The sequence below is a fragment of the Polymorphospora sp. NPDC051019 genome, assembly GCF_040683055.1.
Classification (GTDB): domain Bacteria; phylum Actinomycetota; class Actinomycetes; order Mycobacteriales; family Micromonosporaceae; genus Polymorphospora; species Polymorphospora lycopeni.
Genome location: NZ_JBFBCH010000017.1, coordinates 69,977 through 90,595 on the forward strand (window position 1 = coordinate 69,977; position 20,619 = coordinate 90,595).

Annotated in this window: 14 protein-coding genes; 12 read left to right on the forward strand and 2 right to left on the reverse strand. The window is 72.9% G+C overall.

The window, feature by feature from the left end:
* The 4 genes from AB0M79_RS26045 (at nt 1) to AB0M79_RS26060 (ending at nt 5,148) form a co-directional block, all read left to right on the forward strand.
* The gene (locus tag AB0M79_RS26045; protein ID WP_364218248.1) at nt 1-1,560 is read left to right on the forward strand and encodes an ATP-binding protein; all 1,560 of its coding nucleotides are present in this window, start codon (nt 1-3) and stop codon (nt 1,558-1,560) included.
* A 63-nt stretch (nt 1,561-1,623) separates the two neighbouring features.
* A complete protein-coding gene (locus tag AB0M79_RS26050; protein WP_364218250.1) occupies nt 1,624-3,300 on the forward strand; it encodes a trypsin-like peptidase domain-containing protein in 1,677 nt (558 codons plus the stop codon).
* A 160-nt stretch (nt 3,301-3,460) separates the two neighbouring features.
* Entirely contained in the window at nt 3,461-3,910 is a 450-nt protein-coding gene (locus AB0M79_RS26055) for an SRPBCC family protein (protein ID WP_364218252.1), read from the forward strand.
* A 182-nt stretch (nt 3,911-4,092) separates the two neighbouring features.
* Nucleotides 4,093-5,148: a glycosyltransferase family 4 protein gene (locus AB0M79_RS26060; protein ID WP_357533172.1), complete on the forward strand. Its 1,056-nt coding sequence runs from the start codon at nt 4,093-4,095 to the stop codon at nt 5,146-5,148.
* A 56-nt stretch (nt 5,149-5,204) separates the two neighbouring features.
* Here AB0M79_RS26060 and AB0M79_RS26065 read toward each other — a convergent pair whose 3' ends face one another.
* Nucleotides 5,205-7,811 carry a CHAT domain-containing protein gene (locus AB0M79_RS26065; protein WP_364218254.1) on the reverse strand — a complete coding sequence of 869 codons (2,607 nt, stop codon included), beginning with the start codon at nt 7,809-7,811 and terminating at the stop codon, nt 5,205-5,207.
* 183 nt (nt 7,812-7,994) lie between these two features.
* On the opposite strand from AB0M79_RS26065, the gene AB0M79_RS26070 reads away from it, so the two are divergent.
* The 7 genes from AB0M79_RS26070 to AB0M79_RS26100 all read left to right on the forward strand — a co-directional run bounded on the left by AB0M79_RS26070 (nt 7,995) and on the right by AB0M79_RS26100 (nt 18,084).
* Nucleotides 7,995-9,341: a S8/S53 family peptidase gene (locus tag AB0M79_RS26070; RefSeq protein WP_364218256.1), complete on the forward strand. Its 1,347-nt coding sequence runs from the start codon at nt 7,995-7,997 to the stop codon at nt 9,339-9,341.
* A gap of 31 nt (nt 9,342-9,372) precedes the next feature.
* Nucleotides 9,373-10,140 (forward strand): sigma-70 family RNA polymerase sigma factor, encoded by a 768-nt coding sequence (locus AB0M79_RS26075; RefSeq protein ID WP_364218258.1) that lies wholly within the window; start codon nt 9,373-9,375, stop codon nt 10,138-10,140.
* On the forward strand, nt 10,115-10,588 hold the full coding sequence (locus tag AB0M79_RS26080) for a hypothetical protein (protein ID WP_357533164.1): 474 nt from the start codon (nt 10,115-10,117) through the stop codon (nt 10,586-10,588). The genes AB0M79_RS26075 and AB0M79_RS26080 overlap by 26 nt, the downstream gene beginning before the upstream one ends.
* Nucleotides 10,589-11,493: 905 nt before the next feature.
* Nucleotides 11,494-14,184, forward strand: a complete 2,691-nt coding sequence (locus AB0M79_RS26085; protein ID WP_364218261.1) for a sugar-binding protein — start codon at nt 11,494-11,496, stop codon at nt 14,182-14,184.
* Between the two features lie 204 nt (nt 14,185-14,388).
* On the forward strand, nt 14,389-14,907 hold the full coding sequence (locus AB0M79_RS26090; RefSeq protein WP_357533161.1) for a hypothetical protein: 519 nt from the start codon (nt 14,389-14,391) through the stop codon (nt 14,905-14,907).
* A gap of 142 nt (nt 14,908-15,049) precedes the next feature.
* The gene (locus AB0M79_RS26095; protein WP_364218263.1) at nt 15,050-16,372 is read left to right on the forward strand and encodes an ABC transporter ATP-binding protein; all 1,323 of its coding nucleotides are present in this window, start codon (nt 15,050-15,052) and stop codon (nt 16,370-16,372) included.
* A gap of 197 nt (nt 16,373-16,569) precedes the next feature.
* Nucleotides 16,570-18,084: a cellulose binding domain-containing protein gene (locus AB0M79_RS26100; RefSeq protein ID WP_364218423.1), complete on the forward strand. Its 1,515-nt coding sequence runs from the start codon at nt 16,570-16,572 to the stop codon at nt 18,082-18,084.
* Nucleotides 18,085-18,141: 57 nt separating this feature from the next.
* On the opposite strand, the gene AB0M79_RS26105 is transcribed toward AB0M79_RS26100, so the two are convergent.
* The gene (locus tag AB0M79_RS26105; protein ID WP_364218265.1) at nt 18,142-19,596 is read right to left on the reverse strand and encodes a serine/threonine-protein kinase; all 1,455 of its coding nucleotides are present in this window, start codon (nt 19,594-19,596) and stop codon (nt 18,142-18,144) included.
* Between the two features lie 174 nt (nt 19,597-19,770).
* Here AB0M79_RS26105 and AB0M79_RS26110 point away from each other — a divergent pair, with 174 nt between their 5' ends.
* Nucleotides 19,771-20,607 (forward strand): patatin-like phospholipase family protein, encoded by an 837-nt coding sequence (locus AB0M79_RS26110; RefSeq protein ID WP_364218267.1) that lies wholly within the window; start codon nt 19,771-19,773, stop codon nt 20,605-20,607.
* Nucleotides 20,608-20,619 lie beyond the last annotated feature (12 nt).

Below are 20,619 nucleotides of genomic sequence, written 5' to 3' on the forward strand. Positions count from 1 at the left end.
ATGATCACCCGCGCCCCGCTGCGCACCACGCCGCTGCGCGTCAAGCTCGTGGCCGCGGTGCTGGTCCTGGTTGCCGCCGCACTGCTGGTGATCAGTGTCTCGACGACGTTCTTCCTGCGCAGCTACCTCGTCGGGCAGATCGACAGTGAGCTGCGCGACTACGTCGGCGACCTGAAGTCGGCGTCGTCGCTGCCCCGTCCCGGCGAGTCCGTCTGGGTCGGGCTGCCCACCGACTACCTGGCGGTGCTCGCCGACGACTCCGGCCACGTCGAACCCGCCCGCGACGTCCTCTACGACCGTGAGCGGATCGCCTGGGAGGACCTACCCGCCTGGCCGGACAACGCCGCGGGCTTCGAGGAGCACCGGGACGAGATCGTCACGGTGAAGGCCCGGGACGGCAACCCCCGCTGGCGGATGTACCACGCCCGGCTGCCGAGCGGCCAGTACATCGCGGTCGGCCAGAGCCTCTCCGACGTCGACCTCGCCGTGCAGCGGCTGATCTGGATCGACGTGCTGGTCGGCGGGGCCGTACTGATCATCCTCGCGTCGCTGGGCGCGGCGATCGTACGCACCAGCCTGAAACCGCTCGACGAGATCGAGCGGACGGCGGCGGCCATCGCCGCCGGCGACCTGTCCCGCCGGGTGCCCGATCCCGAGCACGGGCTGGTGGTGCCGCAGACCGAACTCGGCCGGCTGTCGCGGGCGCTGAACACGATGCTGACCCAGATCGAGGCCGCGTTCTACGCCCGCGAGGCGTCGGAGTGGGCGGCCCGGGCGGCCGAGGCGGCGGCCCGCGACGCGCTGGTCTCCGCGCAGACGTCGGAGACCCGGGCCCGTCGGTCCGAGGAGCGGATGCGGCAGTTCGTCGCCGACGCGTCGCACGAGCTGCGTACGCCGCTGACCACCATCCGCGGCTTCGCCGAACTGCACCGGCAGGGTGCCGCCGCCGGGCCGGAGGACACCGCCCGGCTGCTGCGCCGGATCGAGGACGAGGCGGCCCGGATGGGCCTGCTGGTGGAGGACCTGCTGCTGCTGGCCCGGCTGGACCGGGAACGCCCGCTGGTGCTCGCCCCGGTCGAGTTGCGGGTGCTGGCCACCGAGACGACGCAGGCGACCCGCGCGGTGGCCCCGGAGCGGGACATCCGGATGGAGGTGGCGCCCGACGCCGGCGACCTGGTCGTGCTCGCCGACGACGCCCGGCTGCGTCAGGTCCTGGGCAACCTCATGACCAACGCGATCAGGCACACGCCGGCCGACGCGTCGGTGCGGCTGCGGCTGCGGGCCGAGTCCGGGTTCGCGGTGGTCGAGGTCGTCGACACCGGGCCCGGATTGACGGCGGAGCAGGCCGAGCGGGTGTTCGAACGGTTCTACCGGGCGGACGCGGCCCGGACCCGCCGGGACGGCGCCGCCGGCACCGGGCTCGGTCTCGCGATCGTTGCCGCCCTGGTGGCGGCCCACAACGGCCAGGTCGAGGTCGACAGCTCGCCGGGTGAAGGGGCGACGTTCCGGGTACGGCTACCGCTGGCGCCCGGGTCGGCGATTCCGTACGAGGAGTCCTGACTCACAGTCAACGTACAGTCCGGTTACAGGTGGATCGCAGTGCGAGGGGGGAAGGTGTAGGACATGAGCGAGCAGGAGACCAATCCGCAGCACAAGCCGGTCTGGCCCGGCGACGAGGTGACCCGCCCCGAGCTGTCCGGTGCCGGCCCGGCGCCGTCCGACTCCGCCGCCACCCCAGCCACCCCCGCTCCGCAGGCCGCCGCCCCACCACCGCCGGCGCCACCCACACCACCCACACCGGCACCGCCGGCGGCACCCGCCCCGCCGGCCGGCCCGACCCCGCCGATCGCATCCGCCCCGCCGGCCGGCCCGACCCCGCCGGCCGCACCGGGTCATCCGGCGAATCCGTGGCAGTCCCCCCGGCCCTCCGGCGAGCAGCCCCAGGCCGCCGCGCCGGCGTACGCGCCGAGCCCGTGGCAGGCTCCGCGACCCGACGCCACGCAGTCCCACGCCGTACCGGCGGGCGCCCCGCAGTCGGGCGTCCCGCACGCCCCGGCGCATCCGGGCGTACCGCATGCGGCGCCGCAGTCGGGCGTACCGCACTCCGGACCGCCGCACCAGCCGCACACCGCGCCGCCCTACCCCGGGCAGCAGCCGAGCCAGCCGCCGTGGGCGGTCAACGTGGGCCAGCCCGGATACCCGCACCAGCCGTACCCGGGTGGCAGCCCGTGGGCGCAGCAGCCCGGCGCCGGCCAGTCCGGCGGCAGCCGGGTCGGCCGGGCCTTCGCGGCCGGGGCGGTCGCCCTGGTGCTGATGCTCGGCTCCGGCCTGGCCGGTGGTGCGCTCGCGCTCGGCCTCAGCGACGAGCGGCCGGGCGGCAACCGCACCTACACGGCCGCCCCGATCATCAACAGCGCCGACCTGCCGGCCATCGCCGCGTCCGTACAGGACAGCGTCGTCTCGGTCACCACCGGTAGCGGCGGCGGCTCCGGCGTGGTGCTGTCCGCCGACGGCTTCGTGCTCACCAACAACCACGTGGTGGCCGGCGCCGACAGTGTCACTCTCGCCTTCGCCAACGGCCGCCGGGCCCAGGCGAGGATCATCGGCACCGACCCGAAGAGCGACCTCGCGGTGCTCAAGGCCGAAGGGGTGGGCGACCTGTCCCCGGCGACGTTCGGGGACAGCGACGCGATGCAGGTCGGCAACACCGTGCTCGCCCTCGGCAGCCCGCTCGGCCTGGAGGGGTCGGTGACGGCCGGCATCATCAGCGCCAAGGACCGCACCATCCGGGCCGGCGGCGACCAGCAACAGCAGGGGGCGGGCGCCACGTCGATCTCCGGCCTGTTGCAGACCGACGCCCCGATCAACCCCGGCAACTCCGGCGGGGCACTGGTCAACACCAACGGCGAGGTGATCGGCATCAACACCGCGATCCTCACCGCCGGCCAGAGCCAGGGCAACATCGGCGTCGGCTTCGCCATCCCGAGCAACAAGGCCAAGTCGGTGGCCGAGGCACTGCAGCGGGGCGAGAAGGTGTCGCACCCGGCCCTCGGCGTCTCCGTCGGCCCCGCCGACGGCGGCGGCGCACTGGTCGCCCAGGTCGTGCCGAACGGCGCCGCGGCCCAGATCGGCCTTCAGCAGGGCGACGTCATCAAGGAGTTCGACGGCAAGCCGGTGAACGACTCCGACGACCTGATCAACGCGGTGCAGGCCCGCAAGGTCGGTGACCGGGTCGAGATCACGTACGAGCGAAATGGAACGGAAGTCAAGGCAACCGTGACGCTGACCGAAGCGTCGTAGGTAGTAGCAGACCGAGCTTTGTAGGGCGGAACCCTTTCGCAACGGAGTCCGCCTCCTCCCCAGAGCGGCGGGTGATGTGACCAAGGGGGTTGGTCACGTCGCCCGCCGCTCGCCCTTCGCGGGACCCGTGCTCCGCAGTGGACTGGTACGGTCGGCGGCCATGCGGACCGAGACGTTCGTCGACCGGTTCCCGGTCGCGGCGCCACCCGACCGGGTCTTCGCCCACCTCGCCGAGCCCACCAACTCGGTCGGTCTCTCACCGCTGATCGTGGCCGTACGGGACGTACGGCGGGAAGCCGGCGGAGCGGTCGTGCGGTTCGTGGCCGTGGAGAGGTTCCGGATCGCCGGCCCGCTGCGCTACGACAACATCCTCCGGGTGACCCAGACGGCGACCGTGCCGGACCGGCAACTGGTGCTCGACGTCCTCAGCCCGGCGCGGGTCACGGTGCGGTTCGTGATGGACCTCGCACCGCTGGACGACGGCGGCACCGAGGTGACCGTGACGGTGACCCTGAGGATGCCGGCGCCGCTGCGGGCCTACGTGCTGCGTACCGCCCGGCGGGTCCAGGAATATCGGGCCCGCGAACTGGCCCGGCGGATGGCCGCCTGAGACCCGGTCCCGCCCACCCGGTCCGGGTGACGCCGCCGGCACCGGTTTACCCGCCGGGCGGCCGGGAAACCGCGGCTCATCTCGTCAATACCGGCGCGTCATTTCCGGCCACGAGGGGGCTGCGGACGGTGACCCAGATTCCAGTCACATCGGCGGTAGGGCAGCGGCCGCTACGGATCGCGATGGTGGTGCCACCGTGGTACGAACTGCCGCCGCCCGGCTACGGCGGCCTGGAACAGGTGGTCTCGGCGCTGGTCGACGGCCTGGCCGCCCTGGGACACGACGTGACGCTCTTCGGTGCCGGAAGCGGGACCGGTACGGCCGCCGAGTTCGTCGGCACCGACCAGTTGCAGAACTCCCGGCTCGGCCAGGCCCTGCCCGAGTTGGCCCATGTCGCCCGGACCAACCGGATGATCGCCGACGGCGACTTCGACATCGTGCACGACCACACGACCATCGGCCCGCTGGCGGCGTCCCGCCGGGAGACACCGACGGTGGCGACGGTGCACGGGGCACCCGTCGGCGAACTCGCCGACATCCTCAAGGGCGTCGACCCGCAGGTCGCCCTGGTCGCGATCTCGCACTCGCAGCGCCGGATCAGCGCCAACCTGCCCTGGGTGGCGACCGTGCACAACGCGATGGCCGGCAGCGGCGTCAGCAAACCGGCACCCAGCGACGGGCCGGTGGTCTGGCTGGCCCGGTTCTCCGCCGACAAGGGGCCCGACCTGGCGATCGAGGCGGCCCGGGAGGTCGGCCTGCCGCTGGTGCTCGCCGGCAAGTGCACCGAGCCGGGCGAGGTGCAGTACCTCGCCGAGGTGATCGAGCCGATGCTCGGCCCCGACGTGACGCTGCTGCGCAACCCGGACCGGGAGACGTGCGCGTCGCTGCTGCTCGAGGCCCGTTGCCTGATCATGCCGATCCGCTGGTCGGAGCCGTTCGGGATGGTGATGCTGGAGGCGATGTCGGCCGGTACGCCGGTGGTCGCGCTGAACCGGGGCGCCGTACCGGAGTTGATCCGGCACGGTGAGACCGGTTTCGTGCACGACGATCCGGCCGAACTGCCGCAGTCGCTGCGGGATGTTCTCGCACTCGACCCGGCCGCGTGCGTGGAGCACGTCCGGACCGAGTTCGGCGCCGACCGGATGGCCCGCGCCTACGAGCGCGTATACCGGCGCTGGGTCTCCAACGACCGCTCGGCTCCGGCGGAACGGGAGATGGCGGCGTACTCGACGACCTGACCGACCGCCGGCCGCGTCGCCTCGCGCGCCGGCCGCCCTACGCGCCGGCCGCGCCGTCAGCCGGCGCCGAAGCAGACGAAGGCGGCGGCGGTGGCGTGCTCCGCACCCGCCGGTCCGAACGCCGCCTGGGCACCGGCGAGCGCGCCGGCCGGCGGTGCGCCGGCCCGCATCCGCCGGTGCAGGTCGAGCATCAGCGCGGTGGTGAGATCCGCCGGTACGGGCAGCACGGCGGCGATCAGCGTACGGGTGCCCAGCGCCAGCAGCACCGAGCTGAAGCCCATCACCTCGTCACCGGGCCGGACCGCGGACAGCCCGGCGTCGCAGGCCGAGAGCACGACGCAGCCGGGCGGGCTGACCAGCCGTTCCAACTCGTAGGCGGTGAGCGGGCCGTCGGCCAGTTCCAATGTGGAGAACAGCGGGTTGTCGGCCCGGAACCGGCCGTGGGCGGCGATGTGGGCCAGCCCGGCACCGTTCAGCGCGGCGGTGATCGCCTCCGCGGTGGCGGCCGTACCGGCGAACAGCCGGGCGCCGGGCCGGACCCGCGCGAGGTGACGTACCTCGGTCCGGGCCGCGGGCAGCCGCGGCCCGGCGGCCAGGACGGTCGGGCCGTCGGGGGCCGGCCGTTCGGCGGCGCGCAACCAGGCGGTGGCCGAGGGGGTGACGGTCACCGGCCGGCCGGCGCAGGTGGGCAAACCCGACCACGGTACGGCGTGCAGCCCGCCGACCGGTGCGATCACCAGCGGGCGGTCGCGGAGGTACGGGCGCAGCGGGCCGAAGAGCTGCTCGTCGAGGGCGTGGGCGGCGTGCCCGGCGCCGGTGCGGGCGGCGGCCGAGTCACCGGTGGTGACCAGCCGGCGCAGCCCGAACCGGTGGGCGGCGGCGTGCCGCAGCGCGTCGGCGAGCGGGCCGAGATCGTGCAGGGTGGCCCGGCCGTCGCGGAGCAGCACCGCCCGCAGCCGGTCGCCGTGGGCGACCAGTTCGAGCAGTACGGCGGTGCCGAGCACCCCGGCCAGCCGGCGGATCCCGGGCGGGGTCATCAGGGTGCCGCCGCCGCCCGCGCCCCGGGCCAGCTCGCGGATGCGCTGTTCGAGCCGGGCCTGGTGGCGGCGCAGGCCGTGCACCGGACGGTCGGCGAGCAGGGCGTCCTCCAGGGCGGTGCTGACCAGCCGCAGTTCGGCCAGGGTGGCGGCCAGTTCGGGGTCCTGCGGCGGCAGCACGGGACGCATCCGCAGTGCGTTGGCCCGCCAGCGTTCCGCCCAGGCCAGCACCTGGGCCGGCGCACCGGAGCGGACCGCGATGTCGAGTCCTTCGGCGGCCAGTTCCCGCCCGTACGTGCCGCTGTGCGCCCGCAGTTCGGTGGTGCCGAGCGACGCCCGGTAGCCGTCGAGCACCGCCAGCCCGCGACGCAGCGCCCGGCCGGCGCCCCGTACGTCGTCGGCGATCCGGCGCGCCAGGGCGAGCGCGTACCAGCCCTGGGCCCGGTGCGAGGCGGTGCCGCGGTGGCGCGCCCGGGCGGCTACCGCCAGCAGTTCGGCGGCCCGCCCGGTGCGACCGAGTTCGGTGGCCAGCCGGGCGGCCTCGATCCGGGTGGTCAGGGCCGGATCGGGCCAGCCGGTCGCGTCGAGCCGGCCGGCCGTACGCACCATCGCGCCGAGCAGCGCCGGCGAGCGGGTGCCGCGGGAGAACTCGGCCCGCAGTTCGACATGCCGGGCGAAGGCTGCCCAGGTGCGGCGGCCCTGGCGCTGGAACCGGGTTCTGGCCTGGCCGGCGGTCGCGGTGGCGGTGTCCAGGTCGCCGGCGAGCAGGGCGGCCCGGGCCCGGGCGAGCAGTGCCTCGGCGAGGTCGGAGGACATGCCCCGGCGGCGGAGCTGGTCGACGGCGGCGCCGGCCACCTCGACCGCCTCGTCGACCAGCGGCACCGACAGCAGCAGCTCGAAGCGGTCGAGCAGCAGGGCCGGGCGGGGTACGGCGAGCCGGTGGTATTCCTGTTCGACGGCGGCGAAACAGCGTAGGGCACCGGCCACGTCACCGCGCTGGCCGGCGGCGATGCCGCTGTTCCAGCGGGCGTCGGCGGCGGCCAGGTCGAGGCCGAGCCGCTGGAAGATCGTGGCGGACCGGTCGAGGTCGTCGTCGGCGCCCCGGCTGGTGCCCCGGTGCGAGTTGAGCAGTCCGCGGTTGTTGCGGGCCCGGGCCTCCAGCAGCAGGTCGCCCTCGCGCTGGGCGATGTCGACCGCGAGGCCGTAGTCGCGGACCGCCTCGTCGAACCGGCCCCGGTAGTGCAGGACCACGCCGCGCTGCATCCGGGCCCGGCCGGCGTCGGCGCCGGTCAGCCGGGGGAGTGCGGCGGTCACCTCGCGCAGGGCGGCGGCGGTGTGGCCGGCGTTGGCCAGCACGTAGCCGAGGCTCATCCGGGCCAGCGCGCGGGTGCGCGGCGAGCCGGTGGCCCGTACCGCGCGGCGTAGGTGGCGCAGTGCGCCGGGCAGGTCGTTGAGTTCCCGCAGGGCCAGGCCGATGGCCCGTTCGGCCGTCGAACGCTCGTCGCCGGTCGGGGCGCCGGTGGTGAGCACCCGGTTCGCGATGGTGATCGCCTCGCGGGGGTAGCGCTGCACGGCGTCGAGTGCGCGCTGGGCCGTAACCGCACCGGTGCCGGTGAATTCGGCCATGCCAAGAGAATCGCCGAAGATTGATCTACAGTCAATATCTTCAATGTCTGAAGAATGCTGTTTATCGTTCGGTGGAGGATTGCTCTATTGACTGGAAACTATTGGTCTGAATAGAGTCCAGGACTGGCGAGCGTCCCCTCGACCGCTGCCGGCCTGCGCTCTTTCCCACCCTCAGGAGGACCGGTGCCGCCTGACAATCCCGCCGTGCCGCGCCCGGGCAGCCGGATGTCGCGGCGCCGACTGCTCGGCATTCCGGTCCTGGCCGCCGCCGCGGTGCCGCTCGGCGCCGCACCCGCCGTCGCCGGGCCGTCCCCCGGTGCCGGCCCCCGGTCGGGCGCGGGACTGGCCGCCGACCAGGCCGACCAGGCATACCAGCAACTGTTCCGGACGGCCGTCGCCGCTGATCCGGCCGTACGGCTGCACACCGTCCCCGGCCGGGAGTTCAGCTACCGGCCCCGGCAACTGCTCGTCGCCCCCGCCGACAAGGCGCGGGTCGTCGCCAGGCTGCGGACGTACGGTCACAACGTCACCGAGAACGCCGGATTCGCCGGGGTGGCCCGGCTGCTGGTCGAGTCCACCGCCGACATCCCGTCGCTGGTGACCAGACTGCGGGACCAGCAGCAGTGGCCGGGGCAGCCGGTCCCGCGCGTGCAACCGCACCACGTCGCGGTCGGATTCGGCAACATCATGGGCAACCCCGGCGGGCCGCCCCGCGCCACCGGCGCCCTGCCGGTCCCGGACCCGGCCCGCCTCGGTGAGGGCGCCGGAGTGACGGTGGGCGTCTGCGACACCGGCATCTGGCGACTCGCCGGCAGCCGCCATCCACAGTGGCTCGGCGGCCGCTACCTGCCCGAGACCGACGACGAGGACCAGCTCTACAGCCACCTCGACGTGCTCGCGCCGCAGGGCGGCCACGGCACCTTCGTGGCCGGGGTGATCCGGCAGGCCGCGCCCGGTGTGCGGTTCGACCCGGAGGCCGCGCTGAACGCCACCGGGGTCGGCGACGAGGAGATGCTGGTCGGTGCGCTGGGCCGGCTCGACCCGGCGACCTCGGTCGTCAACCTGTCGCTCGGCTACTACACACAGGACGACCTCGCCCCGCTCCCGCTCGCCAACGCGCTCGCCGCGTTGCCGTCCCGCACCGCCGTCGTGGCGGCGGCCGGCAACGCCGGCACCGCCCGGCGGTCCTGGCCGGCGGCGTTCGACCGGGTGGTGGCCGTGAGCGCGGTCGACGTGACCGGGACCGGACACCTGCCCGCGCCGTACAGCGGCTTCGGTCCCTGGGTCGACGCGTGCGCGGTGGGCGAGCACACCAGCACGTACGTCGACGGCCGGCTGCAGATGCCGGGCCAGCCGACCCGCTGGTTCCACGGCTTCGCGGCCTGGGCCGGCACCTCCTTCGCCGCCGCCCACGTGTCCGGGCGACTCACCGCCCTGATGACCGCCACCGGACTGGACGCCGAAGCGGCCCGCACGCTGCTGCTGTCCGGCCCGCGCTGGCACCCCGACTACGGCGTGCTGGTCGGATGAGCCGTTCCGCCACGCGTTGCGCGGTGTGCCGGTGACCGGCGGTGCGCCGCCCGGTCCGGAGACCGGCGGCGGACCGTGCCGCCAGCAGGGCGCACCGACCGGTCCGGCCCCCGACGCGGCGACCGCCCCGACGGGCTTCGCGGCGGCGGCCGGCCACGGGGCGTCGGACGCGCCGGCCGGTCCGGCCGGGCTGATCGCGGCGGCGTCCACCGGCGACGAACTGGCCTGGGCCGAACTGGTCCGGCGCTACACCCCGCTGGTGCTGTCGGTGATCCGCTCCTACGGGCTGAACCGTACCGACGCGGCCGACGTGAACCAGACCGTGTGGCTTCGCCTGGTGGAGCAACTCGACCGGCTGCGGGAGCCGAGGGCTCTGGCCGCCTGGTTGGCGACGACCTGCCGACGCGAGTGCTACCGGCTGGTCCGCATCGGCCGGCGCACCCAGCCCTTCGACCCGTACGACGACGCCGGGCACGCACCCGGTTCGCTGCTGGTCGACGCGGCGAGCCCGGACGAGGACCTGCTGCGCGCCGAACGGCACCAGGCGCTGCGGGAGGCGTTCGCTCAACTTCCGCCACGGTGTCAGAAACTGCTGTCGCTGCTCGCCGCCGACCCGCCGGCCAGCTACCGGCAGGTCGGCGAACGGCTCGGCATGCCGATCGGCAGCGTCGGCCCGACCCAGGGCCGATGCCTGCGCAAACTGCGGAGTTGCCCGGCCCTCGTGTCGTTCCTCGCGACGGGCCCCGACACCGAGCCGACCGGAGGTGAGCGCGATGCAGCCGTGGCTGCCGAATGCTGACGACAGCCTGCTCGCGGAGCTTGGTGCGGCACTGCGCGATCCCGGGCCGGTGCCCGAGGAGTTCCTGACCGCCGCCCTGGCGGCGTTCGCCTGGCGGACCGTCGACACCGACCTGGCGATCGCCGAACTCACCTTCGACTCGGCGTGCGATCCGGCGCCGGCCGGCCCGGTCCGGTCGGCGGGAACCGCCCGCTCCGCCCGTACCCTGGCCTTCCGCACCGGGCCGGTCAGCGTCGAACTCGAGGTCACCGGTGCCGGGATCGTCGGTCAGCTCACCCCGGCCAGCGGCGGCCTGATCACCGCTCGCACCCCGGACGGTCGCTACGACGAGAGCCCGATCGACCAGGTCGGCTTCTTCTCGCTGGGACCGCCGCCGGCCGGACCGGTCCAGCTCTGGGCGCGCACCGGCGGCCGTACGCTCGCGACCGCCTGGGTCAGTCTGCGCTGAGGCCGTACCGGCCTGCGTCGATCCGTCCGTGGTGGAGCAGGCCGTGGGTCCCGTCACGGCCTGCTCCGTGCACCGGCCACCCGGCGTCTCCCCACCGATGTCGGCGGGTGGATATCAGTACGGAGGGCGATCGAGGCGGCGGGATACCTCGGCCGTGGCCGGGCATCGTCAGATGGCGAAAGCAGCGGCGAACGGGGCGTAGCCGTCGGGCAGGTGATTCCCCGCCCTCGCCGGCCGCGCCGGGCGTTCAGGTCAACGCGTGGCGGGCAGTCCGGCTATATCCACTTTGGACAGCAGTGGGACGGCCGGGGTCATCGGGAGGTTGCTCGACCTCGCGGCTCGGTGGGCGGGTGGATGGCACCATTTCTTCTTACGGCGAAGAAAAAGAGTCGTCAAGTAACGAGATGGTCTCGGTGTGTGGGGTCGTGCCGTTCGAGCCGGGCGGGTGCCGATGAGTTTGAATGTTCTCCCAGCTTACGGCAGTGCTCGCGGTCCCATTGGACAGTCCACGGGGGGCGGCCGCGTTGCTGCCGCGCCGCTCGCGTCCGGCTGGTAGGCCCTGCGGTCGGGGCACTTTGTTTCTTCGGGGAGGTAAGAAAGTCCCCGAGAACTATTGACGAGGAAGCGACAAGATCCTTAGCGTTACCGACCGAAGGCCTTCCGGTGGTAAGGAACCTCCCCTGCCACCGCTCCGTACCCGCTCGGTCATCCCCGCTGAGCGCGCGTCGTCGTGCCGTCGCCGCGGCGCGGCCGACCCGTAACCGTCAGTGAGACCGGATGTCGGTCTTCTGCCGGTTGCTAACCATCCAGCATGGCTGGGCGCGAAAGAAGCATCCGAGAGCCCCGGCCCGGACCCCCGACGTCCCCCCGGACGCAGCACCCTGTTCCAGATAAGAGGTATGCCCATGAGGTGGCGCACCACCGCCGTGATCGCCATGTGCGGTCTGCTCACACTGAGCCTGGCCCAGCCGGTTCAGGCGAACCCAAGCAAGGATGCCGTCGACCTGGACGTCATGTTCATCGGCGCGCACCCCGACGACGAAGCCGGCCAGCTCGGCATGTTGGGGTACTGGAACGAGTACCACGACATGAAAGCCGGTGTCATCACCACGACCCGCGGCGAGGGCGGTGGCAACGCCACCGGCCTGGAGGAGGGGCCGGAACTCGGCATCCTGCGCGAGGCCGAGGAGCGTCGCGCCGTCGGCTGGGCCGGCATCGAACACATCTACAACCTGGACGCGCTCGACTTCTACTACACCGCGAGCGCACCGCTCACCGAGCAGGTCTGGAACTACGAGAGCAGCCTGTCCCGGATCGTGCGGGTCCTGCGGATGACCCGTCCCGAGGTCATCATCACGATGAACCCCTCGGCCACCCAGGGCAACCACGGCAACCACCAGCAAGCCGCGATGCTCGCCGTGGAGGCCTTCTACGCCGCCGCCGACCCGGCGGCCTTCCCGGAGCAGATCACCGAGGAGAAGCTCAAGCCGTGGCGGGTCTCCCGGATCTTCCAGTCCGGCGGTAGCGGCTCGAGCAGCACCGGCCCCGCCTGCGAGACGACCTTCACCCCGGCCCGGTCCGACAACGTCATCTTCGGCACCTGGCAGGGCTACGAGTCGGCGCGGCACGACGGCACCCGGTGGAACCAGGTCACCACCTGGGCCCGCCGCGAGTACGTCTCCCAGGGCTGGGGCGGCAGCGCCGACCCGTCCTCGAACCCCGCCAACATCAACTGCAACCGGCTGACCCTCATCGACAGCCGTACGCCGTACCCGGACCCGAACGTCGGCGCCGGCACGGCGGCGCTGCAGGGCGCCACCCTCCGGGCCCCGGGCGGGCTGCCGCTCGGCACCGAGGTGCACGTCCAGCCCGAGCAGTGGGAGGTCCTCGCCGGCCAACCGTTCAAGGTCAAGACGGTGGTCCGCGCCGAGCAGGCGATCGCGGGCGGCAAGGTCTCCGTCGACGCGCCGGAGGGCTGGACCGTCAGCGGCAGCGGCAACATCGGCTGGATCGGCCCGCGTAAGGACATCGTCGCGACCTTCACCGTCACCCCGCCCCAGGACCTCACGGCGGGCACCCGGTTCCGGCTGAACGCCACGTTGACCAGCAAGAACGACGGTTCCGGAAGCAGCAGCGCCCTCGTGCAGGCGACGGCGCCGGTGCGCGGCACCCTCGAGCCGCTGCCCGAGATCGGCAACTTCCGGGAGTGGACCCAGCGCCACAAGGTGCAGTCGCTCGACGCGCTCATCGAGTCGATGCTGAGCATCCCCAGCGGCGGCACCCGCGACGTCCGGGTCGACCTCCACAACCACAGCCACGAGGCCCAGTCCGGCACGGTCAAGCTGCATGTGCCGGCCGGATTCACGGTGGCCCAGCAGGACCTTCCCTACAGCGACCTGCAGCCCGGCGCCAAGGGTGCGGTGACGTTCTCGGTGACGAACTCCGACGCGTCGCTGCCCACCTCCAACCGGGCACCGAACAACGGCGCCTACCCGGTGCAGATCGAGACGACCCACAACGGCGGCAGCGCCACCGAGCCGGGCGTCCTCAACCTCGTGCCCGTCACCGCCATTCCGAAGGCGAGCAGCGCCCCGGTGGTCGACGGCACGGCCGGCCCGGGTGAGTACACCGGCGAGGTCATCGACATCTCGACGCGCTGGGAGGGTACGGCGGCGCCGGCGGAGGACATCTCCGGCACCGCACAACTGACCTTCACCCACGACGCCCTGTACGTGATGCTCTCCATCACCGACGACGTACTCGGCACCGTCCTGCCCGCGGAGGACTGCAAGCGTCCGCGGCGCAACGACAACGTGGAGTTCGGTATCGACCCGCGCGGCGACTCGGCCAACACCTCCACGGTGTTCAACGTCGCGCTCTTCCCGATCACCAACGACCCGGCCAACGGCAACCCGCCGTGCTTCGCCCGGGAACGGGACAACCACCAGGGCCCCGGCCCGGAGACCGCCCCGGGCATGGAGGTGGCGTCCGTCGTCACCAGCAACCCGTACGTCGGTTACCGGATCGAGGCGAAGATCCCGTTCAGCGTGCTGCCGGACGCGATCGACCCGGCCCGGATGGGCATGAACATCCTGGTCAACGACTCCGACACGCAGGACCTGACGGCGCAGACCCGGGTGGGTTGGTCGACCTGGAGCGGGGTACGCGCCGACCCGTGGCGCTGGGGCGTGGCGACGCTGGACGGACTGGCGAACCAGCCGTCGGCGCCGAAGGCCCCGATCATGCCCGACACGGCCGCGATGAGCGTCAACTCGCCGCAGACCATCCTGCAGTCGAGTTCGGACAAGGTCGCGCCGGGTGGCTGGCCGGCCCTGCCCAAGAACACGATCACGGTGCCGAAGCTGTTCGCGTCGGACGACGCGGTCACGTTGCGGCTGCGGGCGAAGGCCGCCGGTACCGCCAACGTGTACGTGTGGGACGGCAGCAAGGTCCTGGCCCAGAAGACGGTCGAGGTGACCGGCAACAACCTGGACCTGGTCCTGCCGCTGACCGCGCCGCTGCCGGCCGGTTCGAAACTGCTCGTCTCCTACGAACGGGACGGCGCCACCACCGGTGTCGCCTACGTCCTGAGCTGACCGCGGAAACCTGATGGGCCGGACGATGTCCGGCCCATCAGGGCGTCCGGACCCGGTCCGCGACGACGGAACCGTGACCCGTCGGTGGTGGACTTCGGCCGGATCACCGGATGCGGGGTGGCACGATCCGGGGATCAAGGCCGAGGTGGCGAGCCGTAGCGTGTTCGGCAGACAAGCCATTGAGGCGTCACGGAGGGAACGACGATGAGCGACTACTCGACCAGCATCGATGTTGACGGCGACGGCACCTGGGACGAGCACACCGTCCACGAGCAGGCCGACGGCAGCGTGGAGCTGCACGCGGACATGAACGGTGACGGCCGGGTCGACTTCATCGGCCACGACTACGACGCCGACGGCCTGGTCGACGCCAGCGAGTACGACCGCAACCACGACGGCGTCTTCGAGACCCAGATGCGCGACACCGACGGTGACGGCTGGCAGGACGAGGAGATCGCCGACCGCAACGGCGACGGCGCCGTCGACCTCGCCGGCACCGACTACAACGAGGACGGGACGCTGGAGAACGTCGTCCTCGACAACGACTTCAACGGGCTGATCGACACCTTCGTCCAGGACACCGACCTCGACGGCCGCCAGGACACCATCGGCTTCGACTTCAACGAGGACGGCAACACCGACGCGGTGGTGCAGCACCCGAACGTGACCGAGTACGTCGACCCGGTCCAGTATCCGAACGTCAACCCGCTGCTGTCGAACTGACCCGGGGCGTACCGACGGTGGTTTGTCGATGACGGTGGGTCGGCCCGGTGCCGGCCCACCGTCGTACGTTCCGAGGTTTTGCCAGCCAGACCCTGGCGTACGCCCGTCCCAGCGCTGACGATTGGGGCGGGAGGTGATCGCCTTGGTCGCCATCGCCACCGACCGGTTGACGAAGATCTTCGACGACGGCACCGTCGCCGTCGACGACGTGACCATCGACGTGCGGTCCGGGGAGTTCGTGGTCCTGCTCGGACCGACCGGGTGCGGCAAGTCGACGGTGCTCCGGCTGGTGGCCGGCCTGGAGCGGCCCACCTCGGGCGAGGTCCGGTTCGATGGCCGGGTGGTCGACGACATCGAGGCCGGCGACCGGGGCGTCGCCCTGGTACGTCAGGACCACGCCCTCTACCCGCACCTGACGGTGGCGCAGAACATCGGCTTCCCGCTGCGCTCGGGCAGCGACGCCGGTCCGGAGGTGACCGGCCGGATCGCCGAGCTGGCCGGGCAGTTAAGCATCACCGACGTGCTGCACCGGCTGCCCGGGAACCTGTCCGGCGGCCAGCGGCAGCGGGTCGCGATCGCCCGGGCGCTGGCCCGTCGCCCGGCGGCGTTCCTGCTCGACGAGCCGCTGTCCCACCTGGACGCCGGAATGCGCGCCGACCTGCGTGCCGACCTGACCGCGCTGGCCCGCCGCAACGGGACGACCACGATCTACGTGACCCACGACCAGGTCGAGGCGATGTCGATGGCGGACCGCGTCGCGGTGCTGCGCCGGGGGGGGCTGCAGCAGGTCGGCCCGCCGTCGCAGGTGTACGGCGACCCGGCGACCGTCTTCGTCGCCGCCTTCCTCGGCAGCCCGCGCCCCAACCTCTTCCAGTGCGCCGTGTACGCCGGCGACGGTCGGGTCGTCCTCGACCTGGGTACGCAGGTGATCGACTTTCCGTCCGACGACCCGCGCGGCGCGGTCCTCGCTGCCCGGCACACCGAGCGGGCGACGGTGGCCCTGCGGGCGGACGCCCTGCGCCCGGCACCGGCCGACGCCGAAGGACCGGTGCTGCACGGCGTCGTACGGGTGGTGGAGAACCTGGGGCACGAGGCGCTGGTGCACCTGGAGACCGGTGGCGTGCCGACCTCGGCGGCCGAGTCGAGGCTGGAGCTGCCGGATTCCGTACGGCCGCTGTCCGGGCTGCTGGCCGAGCCGGAGCGGCCGGCACGGGGCGGGCGGTGGCCGGGGCTGGGGCGTCTCATCCCGCGCCAGCGCGACGGCGGGCGGCCGACGGCGCGGACCCGCTACGGGTTCTATCCCGTCTACGACCCGGAGCTGCCCGACGACGAGTCGGCCGCCGGTGACCTGGTGGTCCGGGTGCCGGTGCCGGCGACGCCCCGGACCGGTGAGCGGATGACGGTGTCGGTCGACCTGGACCGGCTGCTGCTCTTCGACCGCGCCGGCGACCGTATCCGGCTCTGACCGCCGCTGGCCGGCACCGACCCCGGCGACGAGCGGACCGCCCTGCCGGTACGGCGCACTTCAGGCAAATTTCAGGGACGTCGTCGGGTTCCGCCCTGGACATTAACAGTTAACAGTCCTAATAATTGGCCAACTGTTCGACAGCGGCCGATGCCGCGCCGGGTTGGGAGGGACTGGTGATGAGACGCTCCAGGTCGTTGTTGCTCGCCGTGGTGTCGGCGTTGGCCGTGAGTGCGGGGGCGGTGTGGGTGGCGGGGCCGGCCCTCGCCGCCGGCCCGTCCGCGACGTTCGTCAAGACGTCGGACTGGGGTTCCGGCTGGGAGGGGAAGTACACGGTCACGAACGGCGGGGCGACCGCCCTGTCGTCGTGGGCGGTGGCCTTCACCCTGCCCTCGGGTTCCTCGGTCGGTTCGTTCTGGGACGCCGACATGACCCGGTCGGGTCAGCGGTTCACGTTCCGCAACCGCTCGTGGAACGGCAGCCTGGCGCCGGGGGCGTCGGTGTCGTTCGGGTTCATCGCCACCGGTTCGGGATCACCGGCGGACTGCACGCTGAACGGCGCGGCCTGCGGCGGCGGCACCCCGCCCACCACGCCGCCACCCACGACCCCGCCACCCACGACGCCACCCCCGACCACGCCGCCGCCCACCACGCCACCTCCGACCACGCCGCCGCCGAACTCCGGGCTGCCGAAGCGGGCGCTCATCGGCTACCTGCACAGCAGCTTCGCCAACGGCTCCGGCTACGTGCGGATGGCCGACGTACCGGCCTCCTGGGACATCATCAACCTGGCGTTCGGCGAGCCGACCTCGGTCACCTCCGGTGACATCCGGTTCCAGCTCTGCCCGGTCGCCGAGTGCCCGAACGTCGAGACCGAGGCGCAGTTCATCGCCGCGATCCGGGCCAAGCAGCAGCAGGGCAAGAAGGTGCTGATCTCGATCGGCGGCCAGAACGGGCAGGTGCAGCTCACCACCACCGCCGCCCGGGACCGGTTCGTCAGCTCGGTCGCCGCGATCATCGACCGGTACGGCCTCGACGGCCTCGACATCGACTTCGAGGGCCACTCGCTGTCGCTGAACACCGGCGACACCGACTTCAAGAACCCGACCACCCCGGTCATCGTCAACCTGATCTCCGCGGTCCGGTCGCTCAAGCAGCGGTACGGCAGCCGCTTCATCCTCACCATGGCGCCGGAGACGTTCTTCGTGCAGCTCGGCTACCAGTACTACGGATCGGGGCCGTGGGGCGGCCAGGACCCGCGGGCCGGCGCCTACCTGCCGGTGATCCACGCGCTGCGCAACGACATCACCGTCCTGCACGTGCAGGACTACAACTCCGGTCCGATCATGGGGCTGGACAACCAGTACCACACGATGGGCGGCGCGCTCTTCCACATCGCCATGACCGACATGCTGCTCGCCGGGTTCCCGGTGGCCGGCAACACCAACAACGTCTTCCCGCCGCTGCGTGAGGACCAGGTGGCGTTCGGCACCCCGTCGTCGACCTCGGCCGGCAACGGCTACACCGCCCCGGCGGCCGTCCAGCAGGCCGTCACCTGCCTGGTACGGGGCACCAACTGCGCCGGTTACACGCCGCGCAGCGGCACCAACCCCAACTTCCGGGGCCTGATGACCTGGTCGATCAACTGGGACCGCTACTACGGCTGGGAGTTCCAGAACTCGCACCGGCCATTCCTCAACGGGCTGTCGTAACACCCGTACGGGACGCAAGGGGGCGCGGATTCCGCGCCCCCTTCGCCGTCTGCCGGGTCAGGCCGGCGATGCCGATCCGGCGGCGGCGAGCCGGTCGAGCCCGGCGCGCAGCGCGCTGGCGTACTCGGGGGTGATCGCCCCCTCGTCGACCCGTAGCGCGATCTTGCTGCGCATGTGCTCGACCGGCCCGCCGACGTCGACCGGTCCCCGGGCCGCCGCGTTCCGCAGGTTGCGCAGCAGGTTCTGCAGGTCGAGCCCGGCGTCGTCGCGGATCGCGCCGGCCGCCAGCCCGGCGGTGACGATCTGGTCGAGATCGGCCACCGCCTCCGGCACGCTCGGGCCGGCGGTTCCGCCCGGCCCGGGCGTACCGCTTGGTGGTAGCCCGGTCGGCGGCGCCCCGGTCGGTGTCCCGCCGGGAGTGGGGCGGCCGGTCGGCCCCGGACCGGGCGACGGTCCACCGGTCGCCGGACCGTCGGGGGGCACGGCGTCCGGCGAGAACAGCGACGTCGGCCGGGCGGTGCCCGGTAGGCCGTCGGCCGCCGGCGGCCGGTGGTCGTCCCGGGGCCAGGTGAACGCCAGTACGACCGCCGCGAGCGCCGCGACCGACGCGGCGGCCAGCACGGCGAGCCGCAGCGGCACGGCGCGTGCGGGCGGCGCGGCCGACTCCGCGACGGGGGGTTCGGGCGTGAGCTGCGCGCGCAGCACGAGCCCCACCTGGTGGGCGGTGGGCCGGTCGCGCGGGTCGCGGGCCAGGCAGCTCAGGCAGACGTCGGCCACCGCCGGAGGCAGTCCCTCCACACCGGACAGTGTCGGTGGTTCGGCGTCCGGCCTGCTGCGGGCCAGGTCCTCCCAGGTGTTGGCCGGGAACGGCACCCGGCCGGTCAACGTCTCGTAGAGCAGGACCCCCAGCGAGTAGGTGTCGGTGGCCGGCTGGGCCGGGGTGCCGTCGAGCCGCTCCGGCGCGACGTACGCCGGCGTGCCGAACGTCTCGCCGTCGGCGTCCTCGTCGGGCGCGCCGACGTGCGTGGCGATGCCGAAGTCGAGCACCTTCGCACCGGTCCCGGTCATCATGATGTTGGCCGGGGTGACGTCGCGGTGGACGATGCCGAGCCGGTGCGCGGCGGCCAGCGCCTCGGCGACCTGGGCGCAGACCTCGACCGCCTCGGGCCACGGCAGCGGGCCCTCGGTGAGCCGGGACTCCAGTTCCTCGCCGGAGAGCAGTTCCATCACGACGAAGGCGGTGACGGTGCCGTCGGGCGCGACCGTCTCGCCGTAGTCGTGGACCGACGTGACGTGGGGGTGTACGAGTTGCGCGGCGGCCCGGGCCTCCTCACGGACCATGCCGCGGAACCGGGCGTCGGCGGCCAGTTCCTCCGCGAGCACCTTGAGCGCGACGACCCGGTCGAGCAGTTCGTCGCGGGCGCGCCAGATGACGGACATCCCGCCCGCACCGATGCGGTCGATGAGGCGGTATCGGCGGGCGAGCAGACCACCGGGGTGGAGCGAAGACATGTGGGCACCTGTCCGGGGTGGGGGGCGGTATCAGGCTGCGGGACGGAAAACACTCTGTCAACGGCTTGTAACGCATGGGTGCGAATCGTTTGAAACATGTCGCTCTCGGGCAACTCCGGGTAAGTGGCCGGCGGGGCGGGACGGACCCGAAGCCGGTCGTGCCAGGATGAGGCCATGGTCAACGGTCCGGTGGGGTTCGTGCTCGGCGGCGGCGGTGTGCTCGGCGCCGTCGAGGTGGGCATGCTGCGCGCCCTGTTCCGCGCCGGCTACCGCCCCGACATCGTGGTCGGCACCTCGATCGGCGCCGTCAACGGCGCCCTGGTCGCGGCCGACCCGACCGAGGCGGTCACCGAACGGCTCGTACGCCTGTGGGCCAGCCCCGAGGCGAGCGAGGTGTACGGCGACTCGGTCGCCCGGCAACTGCGCCGGTTCGCCGCCCGTACCCACCTGCACTCGCCCCGGCCGCTGCGCAAGCTGCTGGAGAGCGCACTCGGCGCGGAAACCACGATCGAGGAGCTGAAGGTGCCGTTCCGGTGCTGCGCGGCGAGCATCGAACGCGCTTCCGAGCACTGGTTCGACCGCGGCCGGCTGGTCGACGCCGTACTGGCCTCGGCGAGCGTGCCGGGGCTGCTGCCGCCGGCCGAGATCGACGGCGAGCACTTCGTCGACGGCGGCATCGTCAACTCCATCCCGATCGGCGCGGCCGTCGACGCCGGCGCGAAACTGATCTTCGTACTCCAGGTCGGTCGGGTCGAGCGGCCACTGACCCCGCCGCGGCGGCCCTGGGAGGTGGCGCAGGTCGCCTTCGAGATCGCCCGGCGGCACCGCTTCGCCCGCGAGATGGCCGCCCTGCCCGACGGCGTCGAGGTGCACGTCCTGCCGACCGGCGGCGGGGAGTCCCGCGACGACACCCCCTGGGCCTACCGGGACATGGCCGCCGTCGGGCGGCGGATCAGCCGCGCCTACACCGCCTCCCGCCGCTACCTGTCGACCAACGTGGCGGGCCGATGACCACGGCGACAC